Genomic DNA, 23,245 nt, shown 5'->3' with positions numbered 1-23,245 from the left:
AATACAGCCCGTGACGCTCTGCGTCACTGGACGCGGAGCGTCCCCGGAGGCATTCCCACGCAGAGCGTGGGAACGATCAGGTGGCAGAGGGGCTCAGTTCATCTGCCGCTCAACCCGATCCCGTCCGCCCTGCTTCGCCGCATAGACCCCGGAATCCGCCCGCAGCAACAGCGCGTCCGCGCCCTCTCCCGGTCGCCAGCTGGCAATCCCGAAACTGGCCGTCACCACCCCCACCACGTCGATCGGCGCACTGCGCAGGCTGTGCCATAACTCCTCGGCCAGCATGTGGGCGTGATCGCCGTCGATGTCCGGGCACAGCACCATGAACTCTTCGCCGCCCAACCGGCAGAACACGTCGGTACGCCGCAGACGATGGCCGATGCGCTCGCAGACCGCCTGCAATACGCGGTCGCCCACCGCGTGACCGTACTGATCGTTGATCCGCTTGAAGTGGTCGATGTCGAGCATGATCACCGACAACTCGCCGCCCCCACGCTCGACTCGGGCCATTTCGGTGGTCAAGCGCTCCTGGAAATAGCGCCGATTGTGAATGCCTGTCAGGGAATCGGTCACCGACAGTGCGCGCAGTTCTTCTTCGACGCGCTTCAGGTCGGAAATGTCGGAGATATAACCGTGCCACAGCACGCCGCCGCCCGGCAATTCCTCCGGGGTCGCCTCACCGCGAACCCAGCGCAGACCGCGCCCGGGTAACTGCACGCGGTATTCCTCGCGCCACGGGCTGAGGTTGTCCGCCGAGGCACGGATCGACTTGCGCACGCGGCTGACGTCCTGCGGGTGGATGCGGGTGAAGATCGCTTCGGCGTTGAGCAGCAGCACATCCGGCTCCAGCTCGTAGATCTCGCGGATGCCGTCGCTGGCGTAGATCACGCTGAAGCGCCCGTCGAACTCCATTTTGAATTGATAGATCCCGCCGGGCACGTGGGCGCTGAGCTTCTTCAACAGCACGTCCCGCGCGGCCAGCGCTTCGTGCACGCGCTTGCGCTCGGTGATGTCGATGCAGATCGCCAGGTGCCCGACCCACAGCCCCTGCTCGTCCAGCACCGGCGTGGCCAGCATGTTCACTGGAATGTGGCTGCCGTCCTTGCGCACCAGCGTCCACTCGCGCGCCTCGTGCCCGCCCACTTCCCCGCCCTCCACCAGCATCGCCTGACAGGTCGGAATGGTCTTGCCATAACGGGCGCTGAGCTCCGCCGCGCGGGCCACCAGTTCCCGGGGAAAGTGCAGGTTCTCCAGGGTCATGTGGCCGACCACTTCGCTGCTGAGATAACCGAGCATCTGCTCGGCACCGGGGTTGAAGGTGTTGATCACCCCGCGCAGGTCAGTGGCGATGATTGCAACCTGGGTCGCCGCGTTGAGCACCCCGCGCAACTGGCCGTGGGTGCCGCGCAGTTCCTGTTCGCGCTCATGTAGCTCCTGGGTGCGCAATTCGACCATGCGCAACGCGCGCTGGCGCTGACTGACCAGCACATAAAGCAGCGCGCTCAGCAGCAGACTGAGCAATCCGCCCAGCACCACCACGCTGCCAACCGACGAATGGTTGGCCTGCATGAACGCCTCGCTGGGCGAGATATCCACCTGATAGTCGTGATCGGCCATGCGCACCAGCCGGGTAGCGGACAGATCGCTCGGCGCCGGTTCATTGGTCGATTCGAACAGCACTTCATGCTGATCGTTGGTAGACAGATCAAGGATGCGCACCGACAGATAGTCATGAAATGCATCCGGCAAACCGTCCGCCAGCAGCTGACGCATGCTGATGACGGCCATCACGTAGCCGTATGATCTGGGCTCGCCTTCGCGCAACACCGGTGCCACCAGCAATACGCCGCGGGCGTAAGCCGGCTCGATACCGACCAGATGCATCGGCTGCGACACTGCCAGACTGCGAAGCTGGTCGGCGCGCTCCAGGGTCGAGCGGCGCAACGGCTGAGCCAGCAAGTCGTAACCCAGCGGAGAACCGAGCCGGCTCTGGGTCTGGCTGTACAACACCACCACGTATTCATCGCGGGCGGAGGCCAGTTGCAGTTCGCCGCGCGCATTGAGTTCGCGCACGCTGAAGGTGCTCAGGCCCTCATCTCGCACGCGCTGCTCGAAGGCGGCACGTTCGGCACCGCTCACCCGCAAGGCAAACGAATAAGCCTGGGTGCGCAGCAATAGAGGATGGGTGTAACCGTCGAATTCGGCGCGGGACACCGATTCGGAGTTGGCGAAGAACCGGCGCAGGCCATCGAGACGTTGCTCCTGATCCTGAAAACGCTCTTCGATGCGGCTGTAGCGCTCGTTGGCCAGCAGCTGAAAGCGTTGGCGCAACTGGCTGTGAAACTGATTGAGGGTGCCCCAGGCGAGCAGCCCCGTGAGAATTCCGCCGGCGAGCAATACCAGCACCCCGACCAGCCAGGCCGAGACGTCTTCGCTGATAAAACCCAATATCTTCGGGCGCACGGGGTGCAACGACATAAAAGCCACTCACTACGTCAGCATCTGCGGGAAAAACCCCATCGGCCGTGTGTGAGTTATAGCTATTAGCCACTAATTTGGCTAGCTCTGAACGGATCCAAGAGCCTTTAAAAATCAAGGCTCTGTGGATCCAATTTTGCAGAGCGTCAACGAGCCGTGATTTTCCAGGCGCGGTGGATCTTGCCATTACGGGCGAAATCCGGGTCGATGGTGCTGGCGGTGATTTCCTCGACCGCGTAGCGCTCGGCCAGGTTGTCTTCAAGCTGGAACTTGCGGAAGTTGTTGGAGAAGTACAACACCCCACCGCTCGCCAGTCGGGCCATGGCCAGGTCGATCAGTTGCACCTGGTCACGCTGCACGTCGAAGATGCCTTCCATGCGCTTGGAGTTGGAGAAGGTCGGCGGATCGATGAAGATCAGGTCGTATTCGTCGCGGGAATTCTCCAGCCACGCCATCACATCGCCCTGCTCCAGACGGTTCTTGTCGGAGAAACCGTTGAGCGACAGGTTGCGGCGCGCCCAGTCGAGGTAGGTTTTCGACAGGTCGACGCTGGTGGTGCTGCGCGCGCCGCCCTTGGCCGCGTGCACGCTGGCGGTCGCGGTGTAGCAGAACAGGTTGAGGAAGCGCTTGCCGGCGGCCTCTTTCTGGATCCGCATGCGCATTGGCCGGTGGTCGAGGAACAGCCCGGTGTCGAGGTAGTCGGTGAGGTTGACCAGCAACTTCACACCGCCCTCGGTCACTTCATTGAACTTGCCCTGAGCCGCCTGACGCTCGTACTGCTTGGTGCCGCTCTGACGCTCGCGGCGCTTGACCACCACGCGGCTCTTGTCGATGTTCAGCGCCTGCGGGATGGCCGCCAGCGCATCGAACATGCGGATCGAGGCTTTTTCCGGGTCGATCGACTTCGGCGCGGCGTATTCCTGAACGTGCACCCAGTCGTGGTACAGGTCGATGGCCATGGCATATTCCGGCATGTCCGCATCGTAGACGCGGTAGCAATCGATGCCTTCGCGCTTGACCCACTTGCTCATGGCCTTGAGGTTCTTCTGCAGGCGGTTGGCAAACATTTGCCCGCCTTCACTCAGGCGCGGTTGCTCGATCACTGGCGCCGGGGCCGGCGTCGGTTTGATCGGATTGCCGTTCTTGTTGAACTTGCGCTCTTGCGGCTCATCCGGCGTCTGATCGTAGGCGGCTTGCTCGCGTTCGGCCTGACGTTGCTCCGGGGTGCGACGCTCGCCGGTGACGAACTGATCCGGCAAGACTTTGATCAACAGCAGCTTGCACGGCAGCGCGCCGTTCCAGAACGAATACTGCTTGTGGCTGCGGATGCCCATGCGCTTGCCCAGGTCCGGCGCGCCGGTGAACACCGCCGCTTCCCAGTTCAGGCAGGCCTGACGCAGACGCTCGCCAAGGTTCTGGTAGAGGTACAACAGGCTGGCTTCATCGCCCAGACGCTCGCCGTACGGCGGGTTGCAGATGACCAGGCCTTTCTGGTTCTGGTCCGGACGCGGCTCGAAGGTCGCCACTTCGCCCTGATAGATCTTGATCCACTCGCTCAGGCCGGCGCGTTCGACGTTGTTGCGGCCCGGCTGAATCAGGCGTGGGTCGGCTTCATAACCACGAATCCACAGCGGCGGCTTGGCCAGACCGGCAGCGGCGCGCTCGACCGCTTCTTCATGCAGCTTTTTCCACAGCGCCGGCACGTGGCCGAGCCAGGCGGTGAAGCCCCACTGCTCGCGACGCAGGTTCGGCGCCATGTCGGCGGCGATCATGCCGGCTTCGACCAGGAACGTGCCGACACCGCACATCGGGTCAGCCAGCGCGCCACCTTCGGCGGCGATGCGCGGCCAGCCGGACCGGATCAGGATCGCGGCCGCGAGGTTTTCCTTCAGCGGCGCGGCGCCCTGCTGCAAGCGATAGCCGCGCTGGTGCAGGCTGTGGCCGGAAAGGTCGAGGGACAGAATCGCTTCGCCGCGATCCAGGCGCAGGTGAATGCGCAGATCCGGGTTGAGCTTGTCGATGCTTGGGCGGTCGCCCTGCGGGGTGCGCAGCTTGTCGACGATGGCGTCCTTGACCTTCAGGGCGCCGAAGTGGGTGTTGTCGATGCCCGAACCGTGGCCGCTGAATTCCACGGCCAGGGTGCCGTCGGCCAGCATGTGATCCTGCCAGTCGACGTCGAGTACACCGTGGTACAGGTCTTCGGCGTTTTTCATCGGGAAACGCTTGAGCACCAGCAGCACCCGGTTGGCCAGACGCGACCAGAGGCACAGGCGATAAGCGGTTTCCATGGTCGCCATGCCACGCACGGCGGAGGTGTGTTCGCGGGCCTCTTCAAGGCCAAGCCCGACGGCTTCCTCGATGAGCAGGCCTTCAAGGCCTTTGGGGCAAGTGAGGAAGAGTTCGAAACGGTCGGACATGGTTTTTCCAGAGCCTTTGGCTAATGAACCGGCAACGCATTGCCGATCCGGTTTTCAATCAGGCGCTTTTCTACAAGAGCGCCCGCGTGGCACGAAGGTGTGCCGTTCCATCCCCGCTGCTCGGGTTAAAAGAGCTTAGATGCCGGGACAGATAAAAAAGTTGAAGCAACAAAATGACTCAAAGCAACCCTTCGTCGAATAGTACCCCAGCGTAAACGTGGGTCATTCTCACTAAAGGATTAACCTCATCATCCAGCGCGGGGCCGATCATACCGGGGTTTGGCCAATAGACGCTGGATAAATACGCGGTTACTTATGGCCATAGCATCTTTTTCGTTACGTCCTTATGACAAAACGGTCATTCCATCGATGTGACTCATTGGTTAGAACTGGACACAGGTTGACGTCGCAACGGCGTCAACACCTTGGCTCGCCACGCCGGCAGCGAGCCGCCAACGGCAGAGTTTTTCTGCCAGACCTCAATTGAGGTCGACGCGACAAAAACAGTCAACAAGTGAGGGAAACACCCTATGAGAAGACTTAAGCGTGATCCGTTGGAAAGAGCATTTTTGCGCGGATATCAATATGGCGTTGGTGGCAAATCCCGTGAGCTTTGCCCATTTACTCTACCGTCGGTACGTCAAGCCTGGATCAACGGCTGGCGAGAAGGACGCGGCGACAACTGGGACGGTATGACCGGCACTGCGGGAATCCACAGACTCAACGAACTTCACGCCGTCGGCTGACACAGGGCACTTATTCCGACACGACAATCTGATTTCGTAACAACCTGATCACCATGCACGTCCTTCCCGGACGGCGGGCTACGGCCCAGGGGCTCCTTCGAGGAGCCCTTTTTTGTGCCTGCCTTTTATGTCCGCCGATCAGCGCTTGGCGGCGATCGCGTCCACGGACTCGCGAATCAGCGCCGGGCCCTTATAGATGAAGCCGGAGTAGATTTGCACCAGACTCGCGCCGGCAGCGATCTTCTCGGCCGCATGCTTGCCTTCGGTGATGCCGCCCGCCGCGATGATCGGCAACTTGCCGCCCAGCTCAGACGCCAGCACTTTCACGGTGTGGGTGCTCTTCTCACGCACCGGCGCGCCGGACAGACCGCCCGCCTCGTCACCATGTTCCATGCCTTCGACGCCCACGCGGCTGAGGGTGGTGTTGGTGGCGATCACCGCGTCCATCCCGGTTTCGATCAGCGCCTGGGCGACTTGCGCGGTTTCTTCGTCGGTCATGTCCGGCGCGATCTTGATCGCCAGCGGTACATGCTTGCCGTGGCGCAGGGCCAGTTCGGCGCGGCGCGTGGCCAGGTCCGCCAGCAATTGCTTGAGCGAATCGCCGAATTGCAGGCTGCGCAGGCCCGGAGTGTTCGGCGAGCTGACGTTGACCGTGACGTAACTGGCGTGGGCGTAGACCTTGTCCAGGCAGATCAGGTAGTCGTCTACAGCGCGCTCGACCGGGGTGTCGAAGTTCTTGCCGATGTTGATCCCCAGCACGCCCTTGTATTTGGCCGCCGCCACCCGCGCCAGCAGGTTATCCACACCGAGGTTGTTGAACCCCATGCGATTGATGATCGCCTCGGCTTCCGGCAGACGGAAAATCCGTGGTTTCGGGTTGCCCGGCTGCGGGCGCGGGGTCACGGTGCCGATTTCGACAAACCCGAAACCCAGCTGGGCGAAGCCGTCGATGGCCGCGCCGTTCTTGTCCAGACCGGCCGCCAACCCCACCGGGTTCGGGAACTGCAGGCCCATGACATTCACCGGCAGCGACGCCGGCGCCTTGCACAGCAAGCCGTTGAGGCCCAAACGCCCGCCCGCGCCGATCAGATCCAGCGACAGATCATGGGAGGTTTCCGGGGAAAGTTTGAACAACAGCTGACGGGCCAGGGTGTACATGGGCGGCTATGACTCGGGCGGCGAAAAGAGGCGGCGATTATAGCCGGGCATCGCCCCGCCGCGCGAGGCGCACGGGTAAATCCGTGCGCATGGCATATGCCTTGCACCTTCCTCGGCATCAGCCCGCAGGCCAATGGTGGCGTGCAGGCAAGGACAATGGCGTCGTCTCTCGGTTTTGCGCGGGCAAAGCCTGGGACGACGTTTTTTTTGAGGGTGGCTTTCATGACTCAAACCTCCGCCGGGCCGCTGGCCTGGGTCAACGGCAGCGATGCCCCGGAAAAAAGCGCGATCAATCTGGGCTTCATGGCCCTCAGCGACTGCGCCTCGCTGGTGGTCGCGGCCACTCAGGGCTTCTCCCAGCCTTATGGGCTGACCCTGAACCTCAAGCGCCAGAATTCCTGGGCCAACCTGCGGGACAATCTGGTCAGCGGCGAACTCGATGCTGCCCACAGCCTTTACGGCCTGATCTACGCAGTGCATCTGGGCATCGGCGGCGTTGCGCCGACCGACATGGCGGTGCTGATGGGTCTGAACCAGAACGGCCAGAGCCTCAACCTGTCCCACGGCTTGCAGGGCCTGGGCGTGACCGGTCCTGAAGCGCTGCACCACCATGTGCACCAAACCCGCGCAAAACTGACCTTCGCCCAGACTTTCCCGACCGGCACCCATGCCATGTGGCTGTATTACTGGCTGGCGAGCCAGGGCATTCATCCGTTGCAGGATGTCGACAGCGTGGTGGTGCCGCCGCCGCAAATGGTCGCGCACCTGCAGGCCGGGCGTATTGATGGCCTCTGCGTTGGCGAACCGTGGGCGGCCAGCGCCGTGCAGCAGGATCTCGGTTTCACGCTGGCGACCAGCCAGACCATCTGGCCCGATCACCCGGAAAAAGTCCTCGGCTGCACCCGCGCGTTCGTCGAGCAATACCCCAACACCGCCCGCGCGCTGGTGATGGCGATCCTCGAAGCCAGCCGTTTTATCGAAGAAAACCCGGAAAACCGCCGCAGCACCGCGCAGTTGCTGAGCGCCCCGGAATACCTCGACGCCCCGGTGTCCTGCATCGAACCGCGCTTTCTCGGCGACTACGACGATGGCCTCGGCAATCGCTGGCAGGACCCGCACGCCTTGCGCTTTCACGGCGATGGCGCGGTGAATCTGCCGTATCTGTCGGACGGCATGTGGTTCATGACCCAGTTCCGCCGTTGGGGTTTGCTGCGCGATGACCCGGACTACCTCGCCGTCGCCCGTCAGGTGCAACAACTGGAGATCTATCGCGACGCGGCGACTGCTGTGGGCGTCGCAGCCTGGGGCAAGGACATGCGCAGCAGCCAGTTGATCGACGGCAAAATCTGGGACGGCAGCGACCCGGCCGCCTACGCCCGAAGCTTCAAGCTCCACGCGCTGAGCGACAGCGCGCCCCTTTTCGCCCAACGCTGACAGGAGACCGCGAACATGCTGCGCATTCTGCTGATCAACGACACCGCGAAAAAAGTCGGACGCCTGAAAGCCGCGCTGACCGAGGCCGGTTTCGAGGTGATCGACGAGTCGGGTCTGACCATCGACCTGCCGGCGCGCGTCGAAACGGTGCGTCCGGACGTGATCCTGATCGATACCGAGTCACCGAGCCGCGATGTGATGGAGCAAGTGGTGCTGGTCAGCCGCGACCAGCCACGGCCGATCGTGATGTTCACCGACGAACATGACCCCGGCGTGATGCGTCAGGCGATCAAGTCCGGGGTCAGTGCCTACATCGTCGAAGGCATTCACGCACAACGCCTGCAGCCGATTCTCGACGTGGCCATGGCCCGCTTCGAGAGCGATCAAGCCTTGCGCGCCCAGCTTCAGGCCCGCGACCAGCAACTGGCCGAGCGCAAACGAATCGAACTGGCCAAGGGCCTGTTGATGAAAATGAAGGACTGCAACGAAGAAGAGGCCTACACCCTGATGCGCCGCCAGGCCATGAGCCGCCAGCAGAAACTGATTCAGGTGGCGGAGCAGATCATTGCGATGAGCGAGTTGCTCGGCTGAAAAGCCCCTCACCCTAACCCTCCCGAAACGTCGGACCGCCCGGAGGGAGAGGGAACCGACCGCAGTGTCTTGCGTCATACATCGACCCAGTCGATTATGGATTCAAAGCCGATCGTTCACGTCGGCGTATCTCTCGAATATCCCCCGATCAGTCCCCTCTCCCTCCGGGAGAGGGCTAGGGTGAGGGGCTTTTGATTTTGACTTGGCACAAATCTCGCTAAGCAATCCCTACAGGTAACCAACGGCGGTTGCCCCACCTACGACAAAGACGTCGCTCACCTTCTTCGCCCCCTTTCGGCGATCCGGGTAGCGGCGTTTTTGCGTTTTGGCCCCACAGCCCGGGGCCGGTGGTGCGGCCGTGGCGGCGCCCCACTGTGCTGGTTCTGACTCCTTCTCGAGATTCTCTACAGCTGAGGTGCGCGATGAATAAAAGCTTCTGGAAATCCGGCCACACCCCGACCCTGTTCGCGGCCTTCCTGTATTTCGACCTGAGCTTCATGGTCTGGTACCTGCTCGGCCCGCTGGCGGTGCAGATTGCCGCCGACCTGCACCTGACCACCCAGCAGCGCGGTCTCGTGGTGGCCACGCCGATTCTGGCCGGCGCGGTGCTGCGCTTTGCGATGGGCATGCTCGCCGATCGCCTGTCGCCGAAAACCGCCGGGCTGATCGGCCAGGTGATCGTGATCTGCGCACTATTCGGTGCCTGGAAGCTGGGCATCCACAGTTATGAACAGGCACTGCTGCTCGGTTTGTTCCTCGGCATGGCCGGCGCCTCGTTCGCCGTGGCCCTGCCGCTGGCTTCGCAATGGTATCCGCCGGAGCATCAGGGCAAGGCGATGGGCATCGCTGGAGCCGGCAATTCCGGGACCGTGTTCGCGGCACTGATCGCCCCGGTACTCGCGGCGTCGTTTGGCTGGAGCAATGTGTTCGGTTTCGCCCTGATTCCGCTGATCCTGACCCTGGTGCTGTTCGCCTGGCTGGCGAAAAACGCGCCGGAGCGGCCGAAAGCCAAGTCCATGGCCGACTACTTCAAGGCCCTGGGCGATCGCGACAGCTGGTGGTTCATGTTTTTCTACAGCGTCACCTTCGGCGGCTTCATCGGCCTGGCCAGCGCCCTGCCCGGCTACTTCAACGATCAATACGGCCTGAGCCCGGTGACCGCCGGTTACTACACCGCCGCCTGCGTGTTCGGCGGCAGCCTGATGCGTCCGCTGGGTGGCGCGCTGGCGGACCGGTTCGGCGGTATCCGCACCCTGCTGGCGATGTACACGGTAGCCGCCGTCTGCATCGCAGCGGTCGGTTTCAACCTGCCAAGTTCCTACGCGGCGCTGGCTCTTTTCGTCTGCACCATGCTCGGTCTCGGCGCAGGTAATGGCGCGGTGTTCCAACTGGTGCCGCAACGTTTCCGGCGCGAAATCGGCGTGATGACCGGGTTGATCGGCATGGCCGGGGGTATCGGCGGTTTTGCCCTGGCGGCAGGCATGGGCGCGATCAAACAGAGCACCGGCAGCTATCAACTGGCGCTGTGGTTGTTTGCCAGCCTGGGTGTGTTGGCGTGGTTCGGTCTGCACGGAGTCAAACGTCGCTGGAGAACCACCTGGGGTTCGGCGGCCGTGACCGCTGCCCGGGTCTGAAGCCCGAATGGCTCTGCAACTGAGCTTTGCCGAAGCCAGCGCCACCGGCCCCCGCGCGGAAAACCAGGACGCCTTGCGCCTGGTGACCCCGGCCCCGGCGCTGGCGGCCAGCAAGGGGTTTCTGTTCGCCATCGCCGACGGCGTCAGCCAGTGCGCCGATGGCGGGCTGGCCGCGCGTTCGACCTTGCAGGCGCTGGCGCTGGACTACTACGCTACCCCGGAAACCTGGAGCGTGGCCCAGGCCCTCGATCGTCTGCTGCTCGCACAAAACCGCTGGTTGCAGGCCAACGGTGGCGGACAGCCGTTGCTCACCACGGTCAGTGCGCTGGTCATGCGCGGTAAACGCTTCACGCTGGCGCATGTCGGTGATTGCCGGGTCTATCGCTGGCACGCCGAGACCTTGCAGCGGATAAGCGAAGATCACGTCTGGGATCAACCGGGCATGCAGCATGTGCTCAAGCGGGCACTGGGACTGGATCAGCATCTGGTGCTGGATTTTCTCGATGGCGAACTGCGTGACGGCGAATGTTTCGTGCTGCTCAGTGATGGCGTGTGGGCGGCGCTCGGCGATACCGCCATCGCCGGAATCCTGCGCGATCAACCGGATCTGAACAGTGCCGCGCTAACGTTGGTCAACGCCGCGCATCTGGCCGGCAGTCAGGACAACGCCAGCGCGCTGTTGGTGCGAGTGGATGCCGTCGGCGAGGCCAGCCTCGGCGACGCGCTGATCCATTTGCAGCAGTGGCCGCTGCCCCCGCCGCTGAAACCGGGTCAGGACTTTGAAGGCTGGCGGGTTCAAGAGGTTGTAAGTCGCAGCCAGCAATCGTTGCTGTATCGCGTGCTCGATGGTCAGGGCCAGGCGTGGCTGTTGAAGACGTTGCCTGCACAACTGGCAGACGATGCTCAGGCCGGTCAGGCCTTGCTGGCGGAGGAATGGTTTCTCAAACGCGTCGCCGGGCGGCACTTTCCTGAAGTCCATAGCGCCGGCCAGCGTCAGCATTTGTACTACGTGATGCGTGAATATTCGGGGACGACCCTGGCTCAGTTGTTCGGGCAAAGCGGCCCGCTGCCACTGGCTCAGTGGCAGGATCTGGCCGAACGCCTGCTGCGGGCTGTCGGCCTGTTGCATCGACGGCAGATCCTGCACCGCGACATCAAACCGGAAAACCTGCACCTGGGGGACGACGGCGAGTTGCGCCTGCTGGATTTCGGTCTGGCGTATTGTCCCGGTCTGTCGCAGGACGCACCGTCGACCTTGCCCGGAACCCCGAGCTACATCGCACCGGAAGCCTTTCAAAGCGCAGTACCCAGCGCACAACAGGATCTGTATGCGGTGGGCGTGACCTTGTATTTCTTGCTCACCGGGCATTTTCCCTACGGCGAGATCGAAGCGTTCCAGCGCCCGCGTTTCGGGGTGCCGGTGAGTGCCGGGCGTTATCGCCCGGATCTGCCGGAGTGGCTGGCGCAGTGTCTGGAACGCGGTGTGGCGGCCGATCCTTTGCAACGCTATGAAACCGCCGAGGAATGGCTGCTGATTCTGGAGCAAGGTGAGCGCCGCAGCCTGAGTGTGCGCCCTCGTCCCTTGCTGGAACGTGAGCCGTTGAAGGTCTGGCGGACACTGGCGTTACTGGCACTGCTGGGCAATCTGGTCCTGCTGTTCCTGTTGTTTCATGGCTGATGTGGCGCTCCATTAACGGGCGTGCCGCTTCCATTCAGTGCAAAAACCACATCGAACATCTGGCCATTTCCAGCATTACCCCAGTGAAATCGCGGCTCAGCGCAACTTGGCACAACCACTGCATTAACGTTTCCAACTGACATAAAGCCCGACCTTCAACGACGAAGGCCAGGCTTCCCGAGAGAACGGGACAAGGACAAAGGCGTCCTCGCTAGGTAACTGGCGGGACGCCTTTTTTGTTTGCGCCATTTTTGTCGAGCAAGGCCTGACTGCCCACAAGAGGCAAGCCCGATGCTCCCGGAGAACCTGATGAAAAAACTCAAACTGGTGATGATCGGCAATGGCATGGCCGGGGTCCGCACCCTGGAAGAACTGCTCAAGCTGAGCAACGAGCTGTACGACATCACGGTCTTCGGCGCCGAACCGCACACCAACTACAACCGCATCCTGTTGTCGCCGGTACTGGCCGGCGAACAAACCTTCGAAGAAATCGTGCTCAACGACCTCGACTGGTACCTGGAAAACAACATCAAACTGCTGCTCAACCGCAAAGTGGTGGAGATCGACCGGGTCAAACGCCGGGTGATCGCCGAGGACGGCACCGAGGCCGAGTACGACCGCTTGCTGATCGCCACCGGCTCGACCCCGTTCATCCTGCCGATCCCCGGCAACACCTTGCAGGGTGTGATCGGCTACCGCGACATCGCCGACACCCAGGCCATGATCGACACCGCAAAAACTCACAAGCACGCCGTGGTGATCGGCGGCGGCCTGCTCGGCCTCGAGGCCGCCAACGGCCTGATGCTGCGCGGCATGCACGTCACCGTGGTGCACCTCGGTGAGTGGCTGCTGGAGCGGCAACTGGACAAGACCAGCGGCCAACTCCTGCAAACCGCCCTCGAATCCCGTGGCCTGCACTTTCGCCTGTGCGAACAGACCCAGGCCCTGCATGACGCCGGCAATGGTCGCGTCGGCTCGGTGCAATTCAAGAACGGCGACATCATCCCCGCCGATCTGGTGGTCATGGCCGCCGGGATCCGCCCCAATACCGAACTGGCGGAAAAGGCCGGTATCCCGTGCAATCGCGGGATTCTGGTCAACGACACCCTGCAAACCTACGACCCGCGCATCTATGCCATCGGCGAATGCGCCAGCCACCGTGGCATCGCCTACGGCCTGGTGGCGCCGTTGTTCGAACAGGCCAAGGTCTGCGCCAATCACCTGGCGCAACTGGGTTTCGCCCGTTATCAGGGCTCGGTGACGTCGACCAAATTGAAAGTCACCGGCATCGACCTGTTTTCCGCCGGCGACTTCATGGGCGGCGAAGGCACCGAGACCATCACCCTCTCCGACCCGATCGGCGGGGTGTACAAAAAACTGGTGATCAAGGATGACGTGCTGGTCGGCGCCTGTCTGTACGGCGATACGGCAGATGGCGGTTGGTATTTCCGGCAGATTCGTGAGAATCACGCCATTGGTGAGATCCGCGATCACCTCATGTTCGGAGAAAACGCACTTGGCGATGTAGGACATCAGGGCCAGGACAAAGCCATGAGCATGGCCGACAACGCCGAGGTCTGCGGCTGTAACGGCGTGTGCAAGGGCACCATCGTCAAGGCCATTCAGGAACACGGACTGTTCAGCGTCGACGAGGTGAAAAAACACACCAAGGCCGCCAGTTCCTGCGGCTCCTGCGCCGGGCTGGTCGAGCAGATCCTGATCAACACCGTTGGCGGTGCAGCCGACGTCAAACCGAAAAGCGAAAAAGCCATCTGCGGTTGCAGCGACCTCAATCACGGCCAGATTCGCCAGGCCATTCGCGAACAGCATCTGCTGACCATCGCCGGCACCATGAGTTACCTCAACTGGCGCACCCCGAACGGCTGCGCCACCTGCCGCCCGGCCCTCAACTACTACTTGATTTCCACCTGGCCCGGCGAAGCCAAGGACGATCCGCAGTCGCGCCTGATCAACGAACGGGCCCACGCCAACATTCAGAAGGACGGCACTTATTCGGTGGTGCCACGGATGTGGGGCGGCGTGACCAACCCGTCGGAACTGCGGCGTATCGCCGACGTGGCGGACAAATATCAGGTGCCGATGGTCAAGGTCACCGGCGGCCAGCGCATCGACCTGCTGGGGATCAAGAAACAGGATCTGCCCGGTGTGTGGAAAGACCTCGACATGCCGTCCGGCCACGCCTACGGCAAATCGATCCGCACCGTGAAAACCTGCGTCGGCAGCGAGTTCTGCCGCTTCGGCACGCAGAATTCGACCCAGTTGGGCATCGACCTCGAGCACGATCTGTTCAACATGTGGTCGCCGCACAAAGTGAAACTGGCGGTCTCCGGATGCCCACGCAACTGTTCGGAAGCGGGGATCAAGGACGTAGGAATCATCGGCGTCGATTCCGGCTGGGAGATGTACATCGGCGGCAACGGCGGGATCAAGACCGAAGTCGCCGAGTTCTTCGTCAAGCTCAAGACCGCCGAGGAGGTGCGCGAGTACAACGGCGCGTTCCTGCAGTTGTACCGTGAGGAAGCCTTCTACCTCGAACGTACCGTGCACTACCTGCAACGGGTCGGCATGGAGCACATCAAAAAAGCCGTGCTGGAAGATCCCGAGCGCCGCAAGGCCCTGAACGAGCGCCTGCAATTCTCCCTGTCGTTCGAACAGGATCCGTGGAAAGAGCGCCTCGCCCAGCCACAACTGAAGAAAGAATTCGACGTGATCCCCGTGAAAAACCTGGAGGTGCCGGCATGAACTGGCTCGATATCTGTGCCCTGGAAGAGATCAATGCCCTCGGTTCGCGGATCATTGCCGGGCCCAAAGGTGACATTGCGATCTTTCGCACAAGCGACGACGAAGTTTTCGCACTCGATGACCGCTGCCCGCACAAGGGCGGCCCATTGTCCCAAGGCCTGATCTACGGCAAACGTGTCGCCTGCCCGCTGCACAACTGGCAGATCGACCTGCAATCCGGCGAAGCCCAGGCACCGGACGTCGGTTGCGCTCACCATCACCCGGCCCGGGTCGAGAACGGCCGTGTGCAACTGGCCCTGCGGGACGCCGTCTGATGAACCGCCAGACGACCGCCTCGACCTGCTGCTATTGCGGGGTCGGCTGCGGCGTGCTGATCGAGCATGACGGCGAGCGCATTCTCGGCGTCAGCGGCGATCCGGCGCATCCGGCCAACTTCGGCAAACTGTGCAGCAAAGGCTCGACCCTGCACCTGACCGGTGATTTGGCAGCACGGGCGTTGTACCCGGAATTGCGCCTGGGCAAAGGCCTGGCGCGCAGTCGCTGCGACTGGAACACCGCGCTGGATCACGCCACCAACGTGTTCGCCGACACCATCGCCGAACATGGCCCGGACAGCGTGGCGTTCTACATCTCCGGGCAGTTGCTGACCGAGGATTACTACGCCTTCAACAAACTGGCGCGGGCGCTGGTCGGGACCAATAACATCGACAGCAATTCGCGGCTGTGCATGTCTTCGGCGGTGGTCGGCTACAAACGCAGCCTCGGCGCCGACGCACCACCGTGCAGCTACGAAGACCTGGAGTTGAGCGATTGCGTGGTGATCGTCGGCAGTAACATGGCCTACGCCCACCCGGTACTCTTTCGCCGCCTCGAAGAAGCCAAATCCCACCGCCCGCAGATGAAAGTCGTCGTTATTGATCCACGGCGCACCGACACCTGCGATCTGGCGGACCTGCATCTGGCGATTCTGCCGGGCACCGATGTCGCGTTGTTCCATGGGATTTTGCATCTGCTGTTGTGGGAAGACTGGATCGACCGCGACTTCATCAAGGCGCACACCGACGGGCTCGCCGAGCTGAAAAGCCTGGTACGCGATTACACGCCGGCCATGGTGTCGCAGTTGTGCGGAATCAGCGTCGAGCAGTTGCAGCAATGTGCGGAATGGATCGGCACCGCGCCGAGTTTTCTGTCGCTGTGGTGCATGGGCCTGAACCAGTCCACCGCTGGCAGCGCGAAGAACAGTGCGCTGATCAATCTGCACCTGGCCACCGGGCAAATCGGCCGGCCGGGTGCAGGACCTTTCTCTTTGACCGGTCAGCCGAATGCCATGGGCGGACGGGAAACCGGCAGCCTCTCAAACCTGTTGCCCGGGCATCGCGAAGTGGCCAATCCGGAGCACCGCGCCGAAGTGGCGGCGTATTGGGGTGTGGATAAGCTGCCGGAAAGTACCGGCCTCAGTGCTATCGAACTGTTTGAACAAGTGCGTAGCGGCAAGATCAAGGCGCTGTGGATTGCCTGCACCAACCCCGCACAATCGATGCCTGACCAGAACGCTGTACGTGCAGCGTTGGAAGCTTGTCCGTTCGTGGTGTTGCAGGAGGCGTTTCGCACCACCGAAACCGCGGCGTTTGCCGATCTGATGCTGCCAGCGGCCAGTTGGGGCGAGAAGGAAGGTTCGGTGACCAACTCCGAACGGCGGATTTCCCACGTCCGCCAGGCCATTGCTGCACCGGGTGAAGCGCGTCCGGACTGGGCGATCACGGTGGATTTCGCACAACGCCTGGAGAAACGTCTGCGCCCGCAACAGCCGGGTCTGTTTGCGTTCGAGCAACCGGGTCAGCTGTTTGACGAGTACAAACAACTGACCCGGGGTCGCGATCTGGATTTGTCCGGGATCAGCCATGGGTTGATTGATGAACTGGGGCCACAGCAATGGCCCTTTCCCGCTGGCGCTCGCCAAGGTACAGCCCGGCTGTATGGCGACGGAATCTTTCCTACGCCGAACGGGCGCGCGCAGTTCGTTGCCGATCCCTATCGCGCCGCCAAGGAACAACGCGACGCGCGCTTTCCACTGACCCTGATCACCGGCCGCCTGCGTGATCAATGGCACGGTATGAGTCGCACCGGTACGGCGGCGCAGTTGTTCGGCCATGTCAGCGAAGCGGTGTTGAACCTGCACCCGGATGAGGTGCGCCGCCACCGCTTGCAGCCGGGGGATCTGGTGAATCTGAAAAGTCGTCGGGGCGCGGTGATTGTGGCGGTTGCCAGCGATGACAGCGTGCGTCCGGGTCAGGCGTTCCTGCCGATGCACTGGGGCGATCGTTTCCTCAAGGGCGGCGTGAACAGCCTGACCCTGCCCGCCTTCGATCCTTTGTCGAAACAGCCGGAACTCAAGCACAGCGGTGTACGGCTGGAACCGGTGAATCTGCCCTGGCAACTGTTCGCACTGATCGAGGGCGATGTTCAACGGCATTTCGAGGCGCTTCGACCGCTCTGTGAGGCGTTTTCCTACGCAAGTCTCAGCCTTGTCGGACGTGAACGGCCTGCGCTGCTGATACGCGCAGCCAGCGCCGCCGCACCCGATCCGCAATTGCTGCGTGAAATCGACCAGTGCCTGGCCCTGATTGAGGGGCCGGTGCTGGCTTATGACGATCCTCGCCGCGCCATCGGCAAGCGGGTACGCATCGAAAACGGACGAATCACCGCGATCCGTCTGGCCGGTGAAACCCTCGCTCAGCACTGGTTGCAAGGCCTGTGGCTGGAGGGGCGCGCCGACGAACAACTGCGGCGCTGGCTGCTGGCACCGATGAGTGCACCGCCGGGCAATGCCGGCGCGCAGGTTGTGGCGGACAAAACCTTGTGCAACTGCAAGAACGTCAGCCACAGCGCGGTCTGCGCCGGCATTCGTGAAGGTCTGGATCTGCAGGGTTTGAAAAATACATTGGGGTGCGGAACGCAATGCGGTTCCTGCGTCCCGGAAATCAAGCGCTTGCTGGCCGCCGACGTGCGTCCGGTCGCCGTCATCTGAAGAGGAAAACACCATGAACGCGAAAGTCTGGCTGGTGGGCGCGGGCCCCGGTGATCCTGAACTGCTGACGCTCAAAGCGTTGCGTGCCTTGCGCGAAGCCGAGGTGGTGCTGATCGACGATCTGGTCAATGAGGCGGTGCTTGAGCACTGCCCTGCTGCGCGAATCATCGCGGTCGGCAAACGCGGCGGCTGCCGCTCGACGCCCCAGGCGTTCATCCATCGGCTAATGCTGCGTTATGCGCGTCAGGGTAAATGCGTAGTACGGCTCAAGGGCGGCGATCCATGCATTTTCGGGCGTGGGGGTGAGGAAGCGCAGTGGTTGCGCGAGCGCGGGGTCGAGGTGGAGCTGGTCAATGGCATCACCGCCGGACTGGCCGGCGCGACCCAGTGTGATATTCCGCTGACGTTACGCGGCGTGGCCCGGGGCGTGACGCTGGTCACGGCTCATACCCAGGACGACAGTCAGTTGAACTGGCGGGCGCTGGCGCAAGGCGGGACGACGCTGGTGATTTACATGGGAGTGGCGAAGCTCGGCGAGATTCGCGAGCAACTGCTGGCGGGCGGTATGGCAGCGGATACGCCGGTGGCGATGATCGAGAATGCCTCGTTGCCAGAGCAGCGCGAATGTCGCAGCAAGCTGACAGCCATGGAAGACGATGCCCTTGGTTTCCAGCTCAAGAGTCCTGCGATTCTGGTCATAGGTGCCGTCGCCGCGGCTGTGACCCAGTTCGACTCGATTAGCTGGCCAGCTGATCGCCTGGCCTGACAATCCCGGTTTCACCAAATCGCAGGCAAAGAAAAGCCCGGCCTAAGCCGGGCTTTTCTCGGAGCGGCAGCTAATTACTTAGCTTGAGCTTCAACCTGCGCTTCTACGCGACGGTTAACAGCACGGCCAGCTTCAGTTTTGTTGTCAGCAACTGGACGGGTTTCGCCGTAACCAACAGAGTCAACGCGGGACGATTCAACACCGTACTGGTTGGTCAGAACTTGCTTAACGGCGTTTGCACGACGCTCGGACAGTTTCTGGTTGTAAGCGTCAGGACCGACGGAGTCAGTGTGACCTTCAACAGTGGTGCGAGTCGATGGGTACTGCTTCATGAAGTCAGCCAGGTTTTTGATGTCGCCGTAGCTGTTTGGCTTAACAACCGACTTGTCGAAGTCAAACTTCACGTCCAGCTCAACACGAACAACTTCAGCAACTGCTGGGCAGCCATCAGCGTCAACAGTTACGTTGGCTGGGGTGTCCGGGCACTTGTCAACGTTGTCGCAAACGCCGTCGTTGTCGCTGTCGGAGCAGACTTCAGCCGGAGCTGGAACTGGAGCAGCAGCTGGCTTGGAGCCGCCACCGAAGTTCACACCGATACCGACGCTAGGAGCCCACTCGGTGTCGCCCTGGTCGATGTTGTATTGAGCTTCAACGCCAGCACGGGCGTAGAAGTTCTCGGTGAAGTACAGCTTGGCACCGCCGCCAACGTTGGCGAAGGTAGAGCGGTTACGACCGCCAGTGCCGTTCTGACCGATGCTCTGATCGGAGAAACCAGCCGAGACGTATGGACGCAGCATGTCGCCTGGGTTGTTGAAGTGGTACAGAGCATCCAGAGCGGTGTTGGCGCCCTTGATGTTACGACCGTCGTCGGAACGCACGTTGTGCACTTCGTCGTAGCCCAGACGCAGTTCAACGTCGTCGGTCAGGAAGTAACCGACCGAGCCGCCGAACAGGTTGCCGTTGTTCTTGAAGTTACGAGCGCTGTCGAATTGTTCTTTCTTTGCGAAGCCTTCGATTTCAACTGCGCCTTGGCCTTGTGCCAGAGCGCCGAAAGAAGTGGCGGCAATCAAAGAACCAATGGCCAAGCCCAAGGTGTTTTTCAGTTTCATCCGTTAAATCCCCATCTGGTGATTGTGAAGCAGTCCCGCAAACCGGGGGACAACTCGGCGGCAAGTCTATCAGAACTTGCCTACACGTAAGAGATATTTGCGCCGAACTAAGTTTCAGCAATGCCTGCAAATTTCTCACGCAATTTATCAAGAGCGCGTTTGTAACGCATTTTTGTCGCACTCAAACCCATGTGCATGATGTCTGCGATCTCCTGGAACTCCAGCTCTGCGACAAATCGTAGCACCAGAATTTCCCGGTCAATCGGGTTCACATACACCAGCCAGCGATCCAGTCCGCCCTTCTCCTCGGGTTTCGGCGCCTTTTCTTCGGACGCTTCCTCGAGGGGGTCAAGACTCAGTGCGTCCATCAAGCGACGCTTTCGCCGTTCCTTCCGATACTGTGTGATGCATTCGTTGTACGTGATGCTATATAGCCATGTCTTGAACTTCGATTTCCCCTCGAAGTTCTTCAGGCCGTACAGCACCTTCAACATCACCTCCTGACAGACATCGTCCGCGTCGCGATCGTTCCCGAGATATCGCGCACAAACGTTAAATAATGTCCGCTGGTAACGCCGCATCAATTCTTCATACGCGCGCGTCACGTGAAAAAGCTCGGTATGCGAGCGCGCGACCAACTCCTCATCAGAGAGCTCGCGGGGGTCGTAGCGCGTGGATAGCGTTTGGGCTTTATTCAAAACAAGTCGTGCCGACAGTCAGGTCAATGTCCACCGCAGCCAGCGACAGCTGGCATTTTGCGGCGGCATACATTAGCAGGATTTGCCGGGTTAGCGGCTACTCACATGCTGCTCCAGCAGGATCCGATTGGAGAGAGAGACTAGCTCACCCTCATCGGTCAGCAATGTGGTCTTAACCGTGCCGATCTCTTCGATCTGGCCTTCGACCTCGCCAATACGCACTTGTTGCCCAACCTGATACAACTCACGCACATAGATTCCCGCAAGAATCTGACCGGCAATTTCCCGGCTTCCCAAACCCATGGCCAGCGCAACCGCCAGACCAACGGTAATCAATACGATAACGATCACATGGTTCAGCAGGTCGGTCTTGACCTCCAGCTGACTGATCGCGACCGAAATGCTGATGATGATCACCAGGCCCTGGGCAATTCGCCCAAGTCCTGAAGCGTAGTCCAGGCCTACGCCTTCTGCCGCCCCGCGAACCAGGCCATTGGCCAGTTGCGCAAGAAGGACCCCCACCAGCAACACCAGCGCCGCGCCGAACACTTTTGGTAAATACAGCGCGAGCATGTCAAGCGTAGCTGAAACTCGCTCAAGTCCAAGGGATTCTGCTGCCGAAACAAGAAAAATCAGCAGAACGAACCAATAGACGATTTTGCCGATCAACGTCGAGATCGGCACTTGCAGCCCCGCACGGGACATCAATTTGGTCAGGCCGGTGCCGCCCATCAGGCGATCGAGGCCCAGTTTGGCCAGCAATTTGGACAGCAAGGTGTCCAGCAGCTTGGCGACGACAAAACCCAACAGCAACACAACCAATGCGCCGAACAGGTTCGGAATGAAGTTAGCGACTTTGGTCCACAACGCAGTCATTGCAGTGACGAGGCTCTGAGTCCAGAGATCAAGTTCCATATTCAATCAGCCTTTTCAGCAGTGCGAGCGGTAGGTTTACGGAGACGGGAGACCGGCGCGACATGGGCCGAGCCGTTATTCAGGGCGATCATCAGCGCGGGCAGCCAGCGGCCCAGCAGGCTGAACAGATCGCCGGCGCCAACCTGGCGGTTGGCGGTTTTGAGTACGCGGCCCAGGCAGGCATCGTCGTCGCGACCGGACGGCGAGGCGTTGAGCATGTCGCGCAAAGACTGTTCAAACGGATCGTGCATACGCACCTCTCGTGATGTCTGTGAAAGACGCGGGCAAATTTGGTCGGGTCACATGGCGCATCTTCATACCCAGCGCAAACGGCGAAACAACCACCATTGTCCGAACGCCAGGGCGAGCACCGTCAGACAGGCGATCAGGAAACCATAAGGGCTGCTCGAGAACGGAATGCCGCCGACGTTGATGCCCAGCAGACCGGTAATAAAACTCATCGGCAAAAAGATGCAGGTGATGATCCCGAAGCGGTACATCGTGCGATTCATGTGCACGCTCAAGCGCCGGTCTTCAGCCTCCAGCACAAGCCCCACGCGCTCTCGGGTCAATTCGAGCTCTTCGAGATAACGGGTCAGGCTGTTGTTCAATTCGTTCCAGTAGTCGGCATCGTCATCGACGAACCACGGCAGTTTTATCCGCGTCAGCTGTCCGAAAATATCCCGCTGCGGTGCCAGAAAACGCTTCAGCCCGGCAGCCCGGCGACGGATGTGCAAAATGGCACCATGCTCGGGGGTATACCGTTCGTCGGCATCCAGTTTTTCTTCCTCTTCATCGACCACTTCGGAGAGGCAAGTCACCAGATCCTGCACCTTGTTGGTGAGGAATTGCGCCAGATACAGCATCAGCTCGGACGAGGTTTTCGGCCCCTTGCCCTCGCCCAGCATCACCAGCAACTCATCGGTGGCGCGCAATGGACGCAAACGCAGGGAAATCACCCGCTGGGCCGAAGCGAAAATCCGCACCGACACCATGTCTTCCGGCTCGGCACCCGGGTTGAGGTTGACCCCGCGCAAAAACAACAGCAGCTCGGAATCCGGCAGCGGCAACAGGCGTGGTCGGGTGTTTTCTTCCAGCAGCAGATCGCAGGTGAACTCGTTGAGCCCACTGGATTTGCGCAGCCAGGTCTGGGTCTGCGGGTGACTGCGATCCCAATGCAGCCACAAGCTTTCATGAGCCTGCAGCTGCAGATCGTCGAGATCAGTCCGGGCTATCGAACGCGCACCGCCTTTACCGTCCAGCACCAGGGCATGCACCAGCCCCCATTGCGCGTTTTCTTCCTCGAACATCCTCACCCCTGTGGTTACCGCGATTTATTCAGGCATTTTCAGCGGACTTGGCGAGATGATCACGCCATTGTTGTCCGCATAGATGTACTGGCCGGGATGGAAAGTGACACCCGCAAACGTCACCGGCACGTTGAGGTCGCCGATACCGCGCTTGTCGGTTTTCATCGGGTGGCTGGCCAGGGCCTGCACGCCAAGATCGGTCTGGGCGATGACGTCCACATCACGAATGCAGCCGTAGATGACCAGCCCTTCCCAACCGTTTTTCGAGGCTTTCTCGGCGAGCATGTCGCCCAGCAGTGCACGGCGCAGGGAACCGCCACCGTCCACCACCAGCACCTTGCCATTACCCTTGAGCTCGACCTGTTCCTTGACCAGCGAGTTGTCTTCGAAGCACTTGATGGTCACGATCTCGCCGCCGAACGAATCACGGCCGCCGAAATTGCTGAACATCGGGTCCAGCACCTGAACCAGCTCCGGATAGGCGTCGCACAGGTCAGGCGTAAGGTAATGGTTCATCGAA

Annotated in this window: 18 protein-coding genes; 9 read left to right on the top strand and 9 right to left on the bottom strand. The window is 61.3% G+C overall.

The genetic code is table 11. The features are described from left to right. Positions 1–93: 93 nt before the first annotated feature. Together AC07XZ_RS18110 and rlmKL are read right to left on the bottom strand one after the other, a co-directional pair. On the bottom strand, positions 94–2,478 hold the full coding sequence (locus AC07XZ_RS18110) for a sensor domain-containing diguanylate cyclase (RefSeq protein WP_102686946.1): 2,385 nt from the start codon (positions 2,476–2,478) through the stop codon (positions 94–96). Between the two features lie 146 nt (positions 2,479–2,624). Continuing rightward, on the bottom strand, positions 2,625–4,895 hold the full coding sequence (gene rlmKL, locus AC07XZ_RS18105; protein ID WP_102686945.1) for a bifunctional 23S rRNA (guanine(2069)-N(7))-methyltransferase RlmK/23S rRNA (guanine(2445)-N(2))-methyltransferase RlmL: 2,271 nt from the start codon (positions 4,893–4,895) through the stop codon (positions 2,625–2,627). A 530-nt stretch (positions 4,896–5,425) separates the two neighbouring features. Here rlmKL and rmf point away from each other — a divergent pair. Beyond that, a complete protein-coding gene (gene rmf, locus AC07XZ_RS18100) occupies positions 5,426–5,641 on the top strand; it encodes a ribosome modulation factor (protein WP_003223300.1) in 216 nt (71 codons plus the stop codon). A gap of 138 nt (positions 5,642–5,779) precedes the next feature. On the opposite strand, the gene AC07XZ_RS18095 is transcribed toward rmf, so the two are convergent. After that, complete coding sequence (locus AC07XZ_RS18095; protein WP_011333259.1) at positions 5,780–6,799, bottom strand: quinone-dependent dihydroorotate dehydrogenase; 1,020 nt, start codon at positions 6,797–6,799, stop codon at positions 5,780–5,782. A 222-nt stretch (positions 6,800–7,021) separates the two neighbouring features. Here AC07XZ_RS18095 and AC07XZ_RS18090 point away from each other — a divergent pair, with 222 nt between their 5' ends. From AC07XZ_RS18090 to cobA, 8 genes are all read left to right on the top strand, one after another. Next, positions 7,022–8,233 (top strand): CmpA/NrtA family ABC transporter substrate-binding protein, encoded by a 1,212-nt coding sequence (locus AC07XZ_RS18090; protein WP_102686944.1) that lies wholly within the window; start codon positions 7,022–7,024, stop codon positions 8,231–8,233. Between the two features lie 15 nt (positions 8,234–8,248). Beyond that, positions 8,249–8,824, top strand: coding sequence for an ANTAR domain-containing response regulator (locus AC07XZ_RS18085; RefSeq protein ID WP_007916390.1), 576 nt, complete (start codon positions 8,249–8,251; stop codon positions 8,822–8,824). A gap of 422 nt (positions 8,825–9,246) precedes the next feature. Further along, positions 9,247–10,458 carry a nitrate/nitrite transporter gene (locus AC07XZ_RS18080; protein ID WP_102686943.1) on the top strand — a complete coding sequence of 404 codons (1,212 nt, stop codon included), beginning with the start codon at positions 9,247–9,249 and terminating at the stop codon, positions 10,456–10,458. Positions 10,459–10,465: 7 nt separating this feature from the next. Next, positions 10,466–12,136: a bifunctional protein-serine/threonine kinase/phosphatase gene (locus AC07XZ_RS18075; protein WP_102686942.1), complete on the top strand. Its 1,671-nt coding sequence runs from the start codon at positions 10,466–10,468 to the stop codon at positions 12,134–12,136. 309 nt (positions 12,137–12,445) lie between these two features. Then, positions 12,446–14,899 (top strand): nitrite reductase large subunit NirB, encoded by a 2,454-nt coding sequence (nirB, locus tag AC07XZ_RS18070; RefSeq protein ID WP_045121673.1) that lies wholly within the window; start codon positions 12,446–12,448, stop codon positions 14,897–14,899. After that, entirely contained in the window at positions 14,896–15,213 is a 318-nt protein-coding gene (gene nirD / locus AC07XZ_RS18065) for a nitrite reductase small subunit NirD (protein WP_007951992.1), read from the top strand. The genes nirB and nirD overlap by 4 nt, the downstream gene beginning before the upstream one ends. Next, positions 15,213–17,927, top strand: coding sequence for a nitrate reductase (locus AC07XZ_RS18060; RefSeq protein WP_102686941.1), 2,715 nt, complete (start codon positions 15,213–15,215; stop codon positions 17,925–17,927). Before nirD ends, AC07XZ_RS18060 begins: the two co-directional genes overlap by 1 nt. A gap of 13 nt (positions 17,928–17,940) precedes the next feature. Then, positions 17,941–18,693 (top strand): uroporphyrinogen-III C-methyltransferase, encoded by a 753-nt coding sequence (cobA, locus tag AC07XZ_RS18055; RefSeq protein ID WP_102686940.1) that lies wholly within the window; start codon positions 17,941–17,943, stop codon positions 18,691–18,693. 74 nt (positions 18,694–18,767) lie between these two features. Here the strand turns inward: cobA and AC07XZ_RS18050 are convergent, their stop codons facing one another. The 6 genes from AC07XZ_RS18050 to rraA all read right to left on the bottom strand — a co-directional run bounded on the left by AC07XZ_RS18050 (position 18,768) and on the right by rraA (position 23,241). Beyond that, positions 18,768–19,802 carry an OmpA family protein gene (locus AC07XZ_RS18050; protein WP_085747909.1) on the bottom strand — a complete coding sequence of 345 codons (1,035 nt, stop codon included), beginning with the start codon at positions 19,800–19,802 and terminating at the stop codon, positions 18,768–18,770. 107 nt (positions 19,803–19,909) lie between these two features. After that, entirely contained in the window at positions 19,910–20,500 is a 591-nt protein-coding gene (gene sigX / locus AC07XZ_RS18045) for an RNA polymerase sigma factor SigX (protein ID WP_011333251.1), read from the bottom strand. Between the two features lie 90 nt (positions 20,501–20,590). Next, positions 20,591–21,415, bottom strand: a complete 825-nt coding sequence (locus tag AC07XZ_RS18040) for a mechanosensitive ion channel family protein (protein ID WP_007951987.1) — start codon at positions 21,413–21,415, stop codon at positions 20,591–20,593. Positions 21,416–21,417: 2 nt separating this feature from the next. Continuing rightward, positions 21,418–21,666, bottom strand: a complete 249-nt coding sequence (locus tag AC07XZ_RS18035) for a CrfX protein (RefSeq protein WP_102686939.1) — start codon at positions 21,664–21,666, stop codon at positions 21,418–21,420. A 63-nt stretch (positions 21,667–21,729) separates the two neighbouring features. Then, the gene (locus tag AC07XZ_RS18030) at positions 21,730–22,725 is read right to left on the bottom strand and encodes a zinc transporter ZntB (RefSeq protein WP_011333249.1); all 996 of its coding nucleotides are present in this window, start codon (positions 22,723–22,725) and stop codon (positions 21,730–21,732) included. Between the two features lie 24 nt (positions 22,726–22,749). Then, complete coding sequence (gene rraA, locus AC07XZ_RS18025; RefSeq protein WP_007951984.1) at positions 22,750–23,241, bottom strand: ribonuclease E activity regulator RraA; 492 nt, start codon at positions 23,239–23,241, stop codon at positions 22,750–22,752. Between the last annotated feature and the right edge of the window lie 4 nt (positions 23,242–23,245).

The organism is Pseudomonas sp. GW458-11-26-14-LB4 (genome assembly GCF_059423925.1).
The sequence above is the reverse complement of the archived record's forward strand: the minus strand, read 5'-3'. Positions and strand labels throughout refer to the sequence as shown.

Bases quoted from the DNA above. Each gene is read 5' to 3' on its own strand.
- nirB (WP_045121673.1), top strand. From the start codon at position 12,446: ATGAAAAAACTCAAACTGGTGATGATCGGCAATGGCATGGCCGGGGTC.
- AC07XZ_RS18060 (WP_102686941.1), top strand. From the start codon at position 15,213: ATGAACCGCCAGACGACCGCCTCGACCTGCTGCTATTGCGGGGTCGGC.
- AC07XZ_RS18110 (WP_102686946.1), bottom strand. From the start codon at position 2,478: ATGTCGTTGCACCCCGTGCGCCCGAAGATATTGGGTTTTATCAGCGAA.
- nirD (WP_007951992.1), top strand. From the start codon at position 14,896: ATGAACTGGCTCGATATCTGTGCCCTGGAAGAGATCAATGCCCTCGGT.
- AC07XZ_RS18040 (WP_007951987.1), bottom strand. From the start codon at position 21,415: ATGGAACTTGATCTCTGGACTCAGAGCCTCGTCACTGCAATGACTGCG.
- AC07XZ_RS18090 (WP_102686944.1), top strand. From the start codon at position 7,022: ATGACTCAAACCTCCGCCGGGCCGCTGGCCTGGGTCAACGGCAGCGAT.
- cobA (WP_102686940.1), top strand. From the start codon at position 17,941: ATGAACGCGAAAGTCTGGCTGGTGGGCGCGGGCCCCGGTGATCCTGAA.
- AC07XZ_RS18080 (WP_102686943.1), top strand. From the start codon at position 9,247: ATGAATAAAAGCTTCTGGAAATCCGGCCACACCCCGACCCTGTTCGCG.
- AC07XZ_RS18095 (WP_011333259.1), bottom strand. From the start codon at position 6,799: ATGTACACCCTGGCCCGTCAGCTGTTGTTCAAACTTTCCCCGGAAACC.
- AC07XZ_RS18030 (WP_011333249.1), bottom strand. From the start codon at position 22,725: ATGTTCGAGGAAGAAAACGCGCAATGGGGGCTGGTGCATGCCCTGGTG.
- AC07XZ_RS18085 (WP_007916390.1), top strand. From the start codon at position 8,249: ATGCTGCGCATTCTGCTGATCAACGACACCGCGAAAAAAGTCGGACGC.
- AC07XZ_RS18075 (WP_102686942.1), top strand. From the start codon at position 10,466: ATGGCTCTGCAACTGAGCTTTGCCGAAGCCAGCGCCACCGGCCCCCGC.
- rlmKL (WP_102686945.1), bottom strand. From the start codon at position 4,895: ATGTCCGACCGTTTCGAACTCTTCCTCACTTGCCCCAAAGGCCTTGAA.
- AC07XZ_RS18035 (WP_102686939.1), bottom strand. From the start codon at position 21,666: ATGCACGATCCGTTTGAACAGTCTTTGCGCGACATGCTCAACGCCTCG.
- rraA (WP_007951984.1), bottom strand. From the start codon at position 23,241: ATGAACCATTACCTTACGCCTGACCTGTGCGACGCCTATCCGGAGCTG.
- rmf (WP_003223300.1), top strand. From the start codon at position 5,426: ATGAGAAGACTTAAGCGTGATCCGTTGGAAAGAGCATTTTTGCGCGGA.
- AC07XZ_RS18050 (WP_085747909.1), bottom strand. From the start codon at position 19,802: ATGAAACTGAAAAACACCTTGGGCTTGGCCATTGGTTCTTTGATTGCC.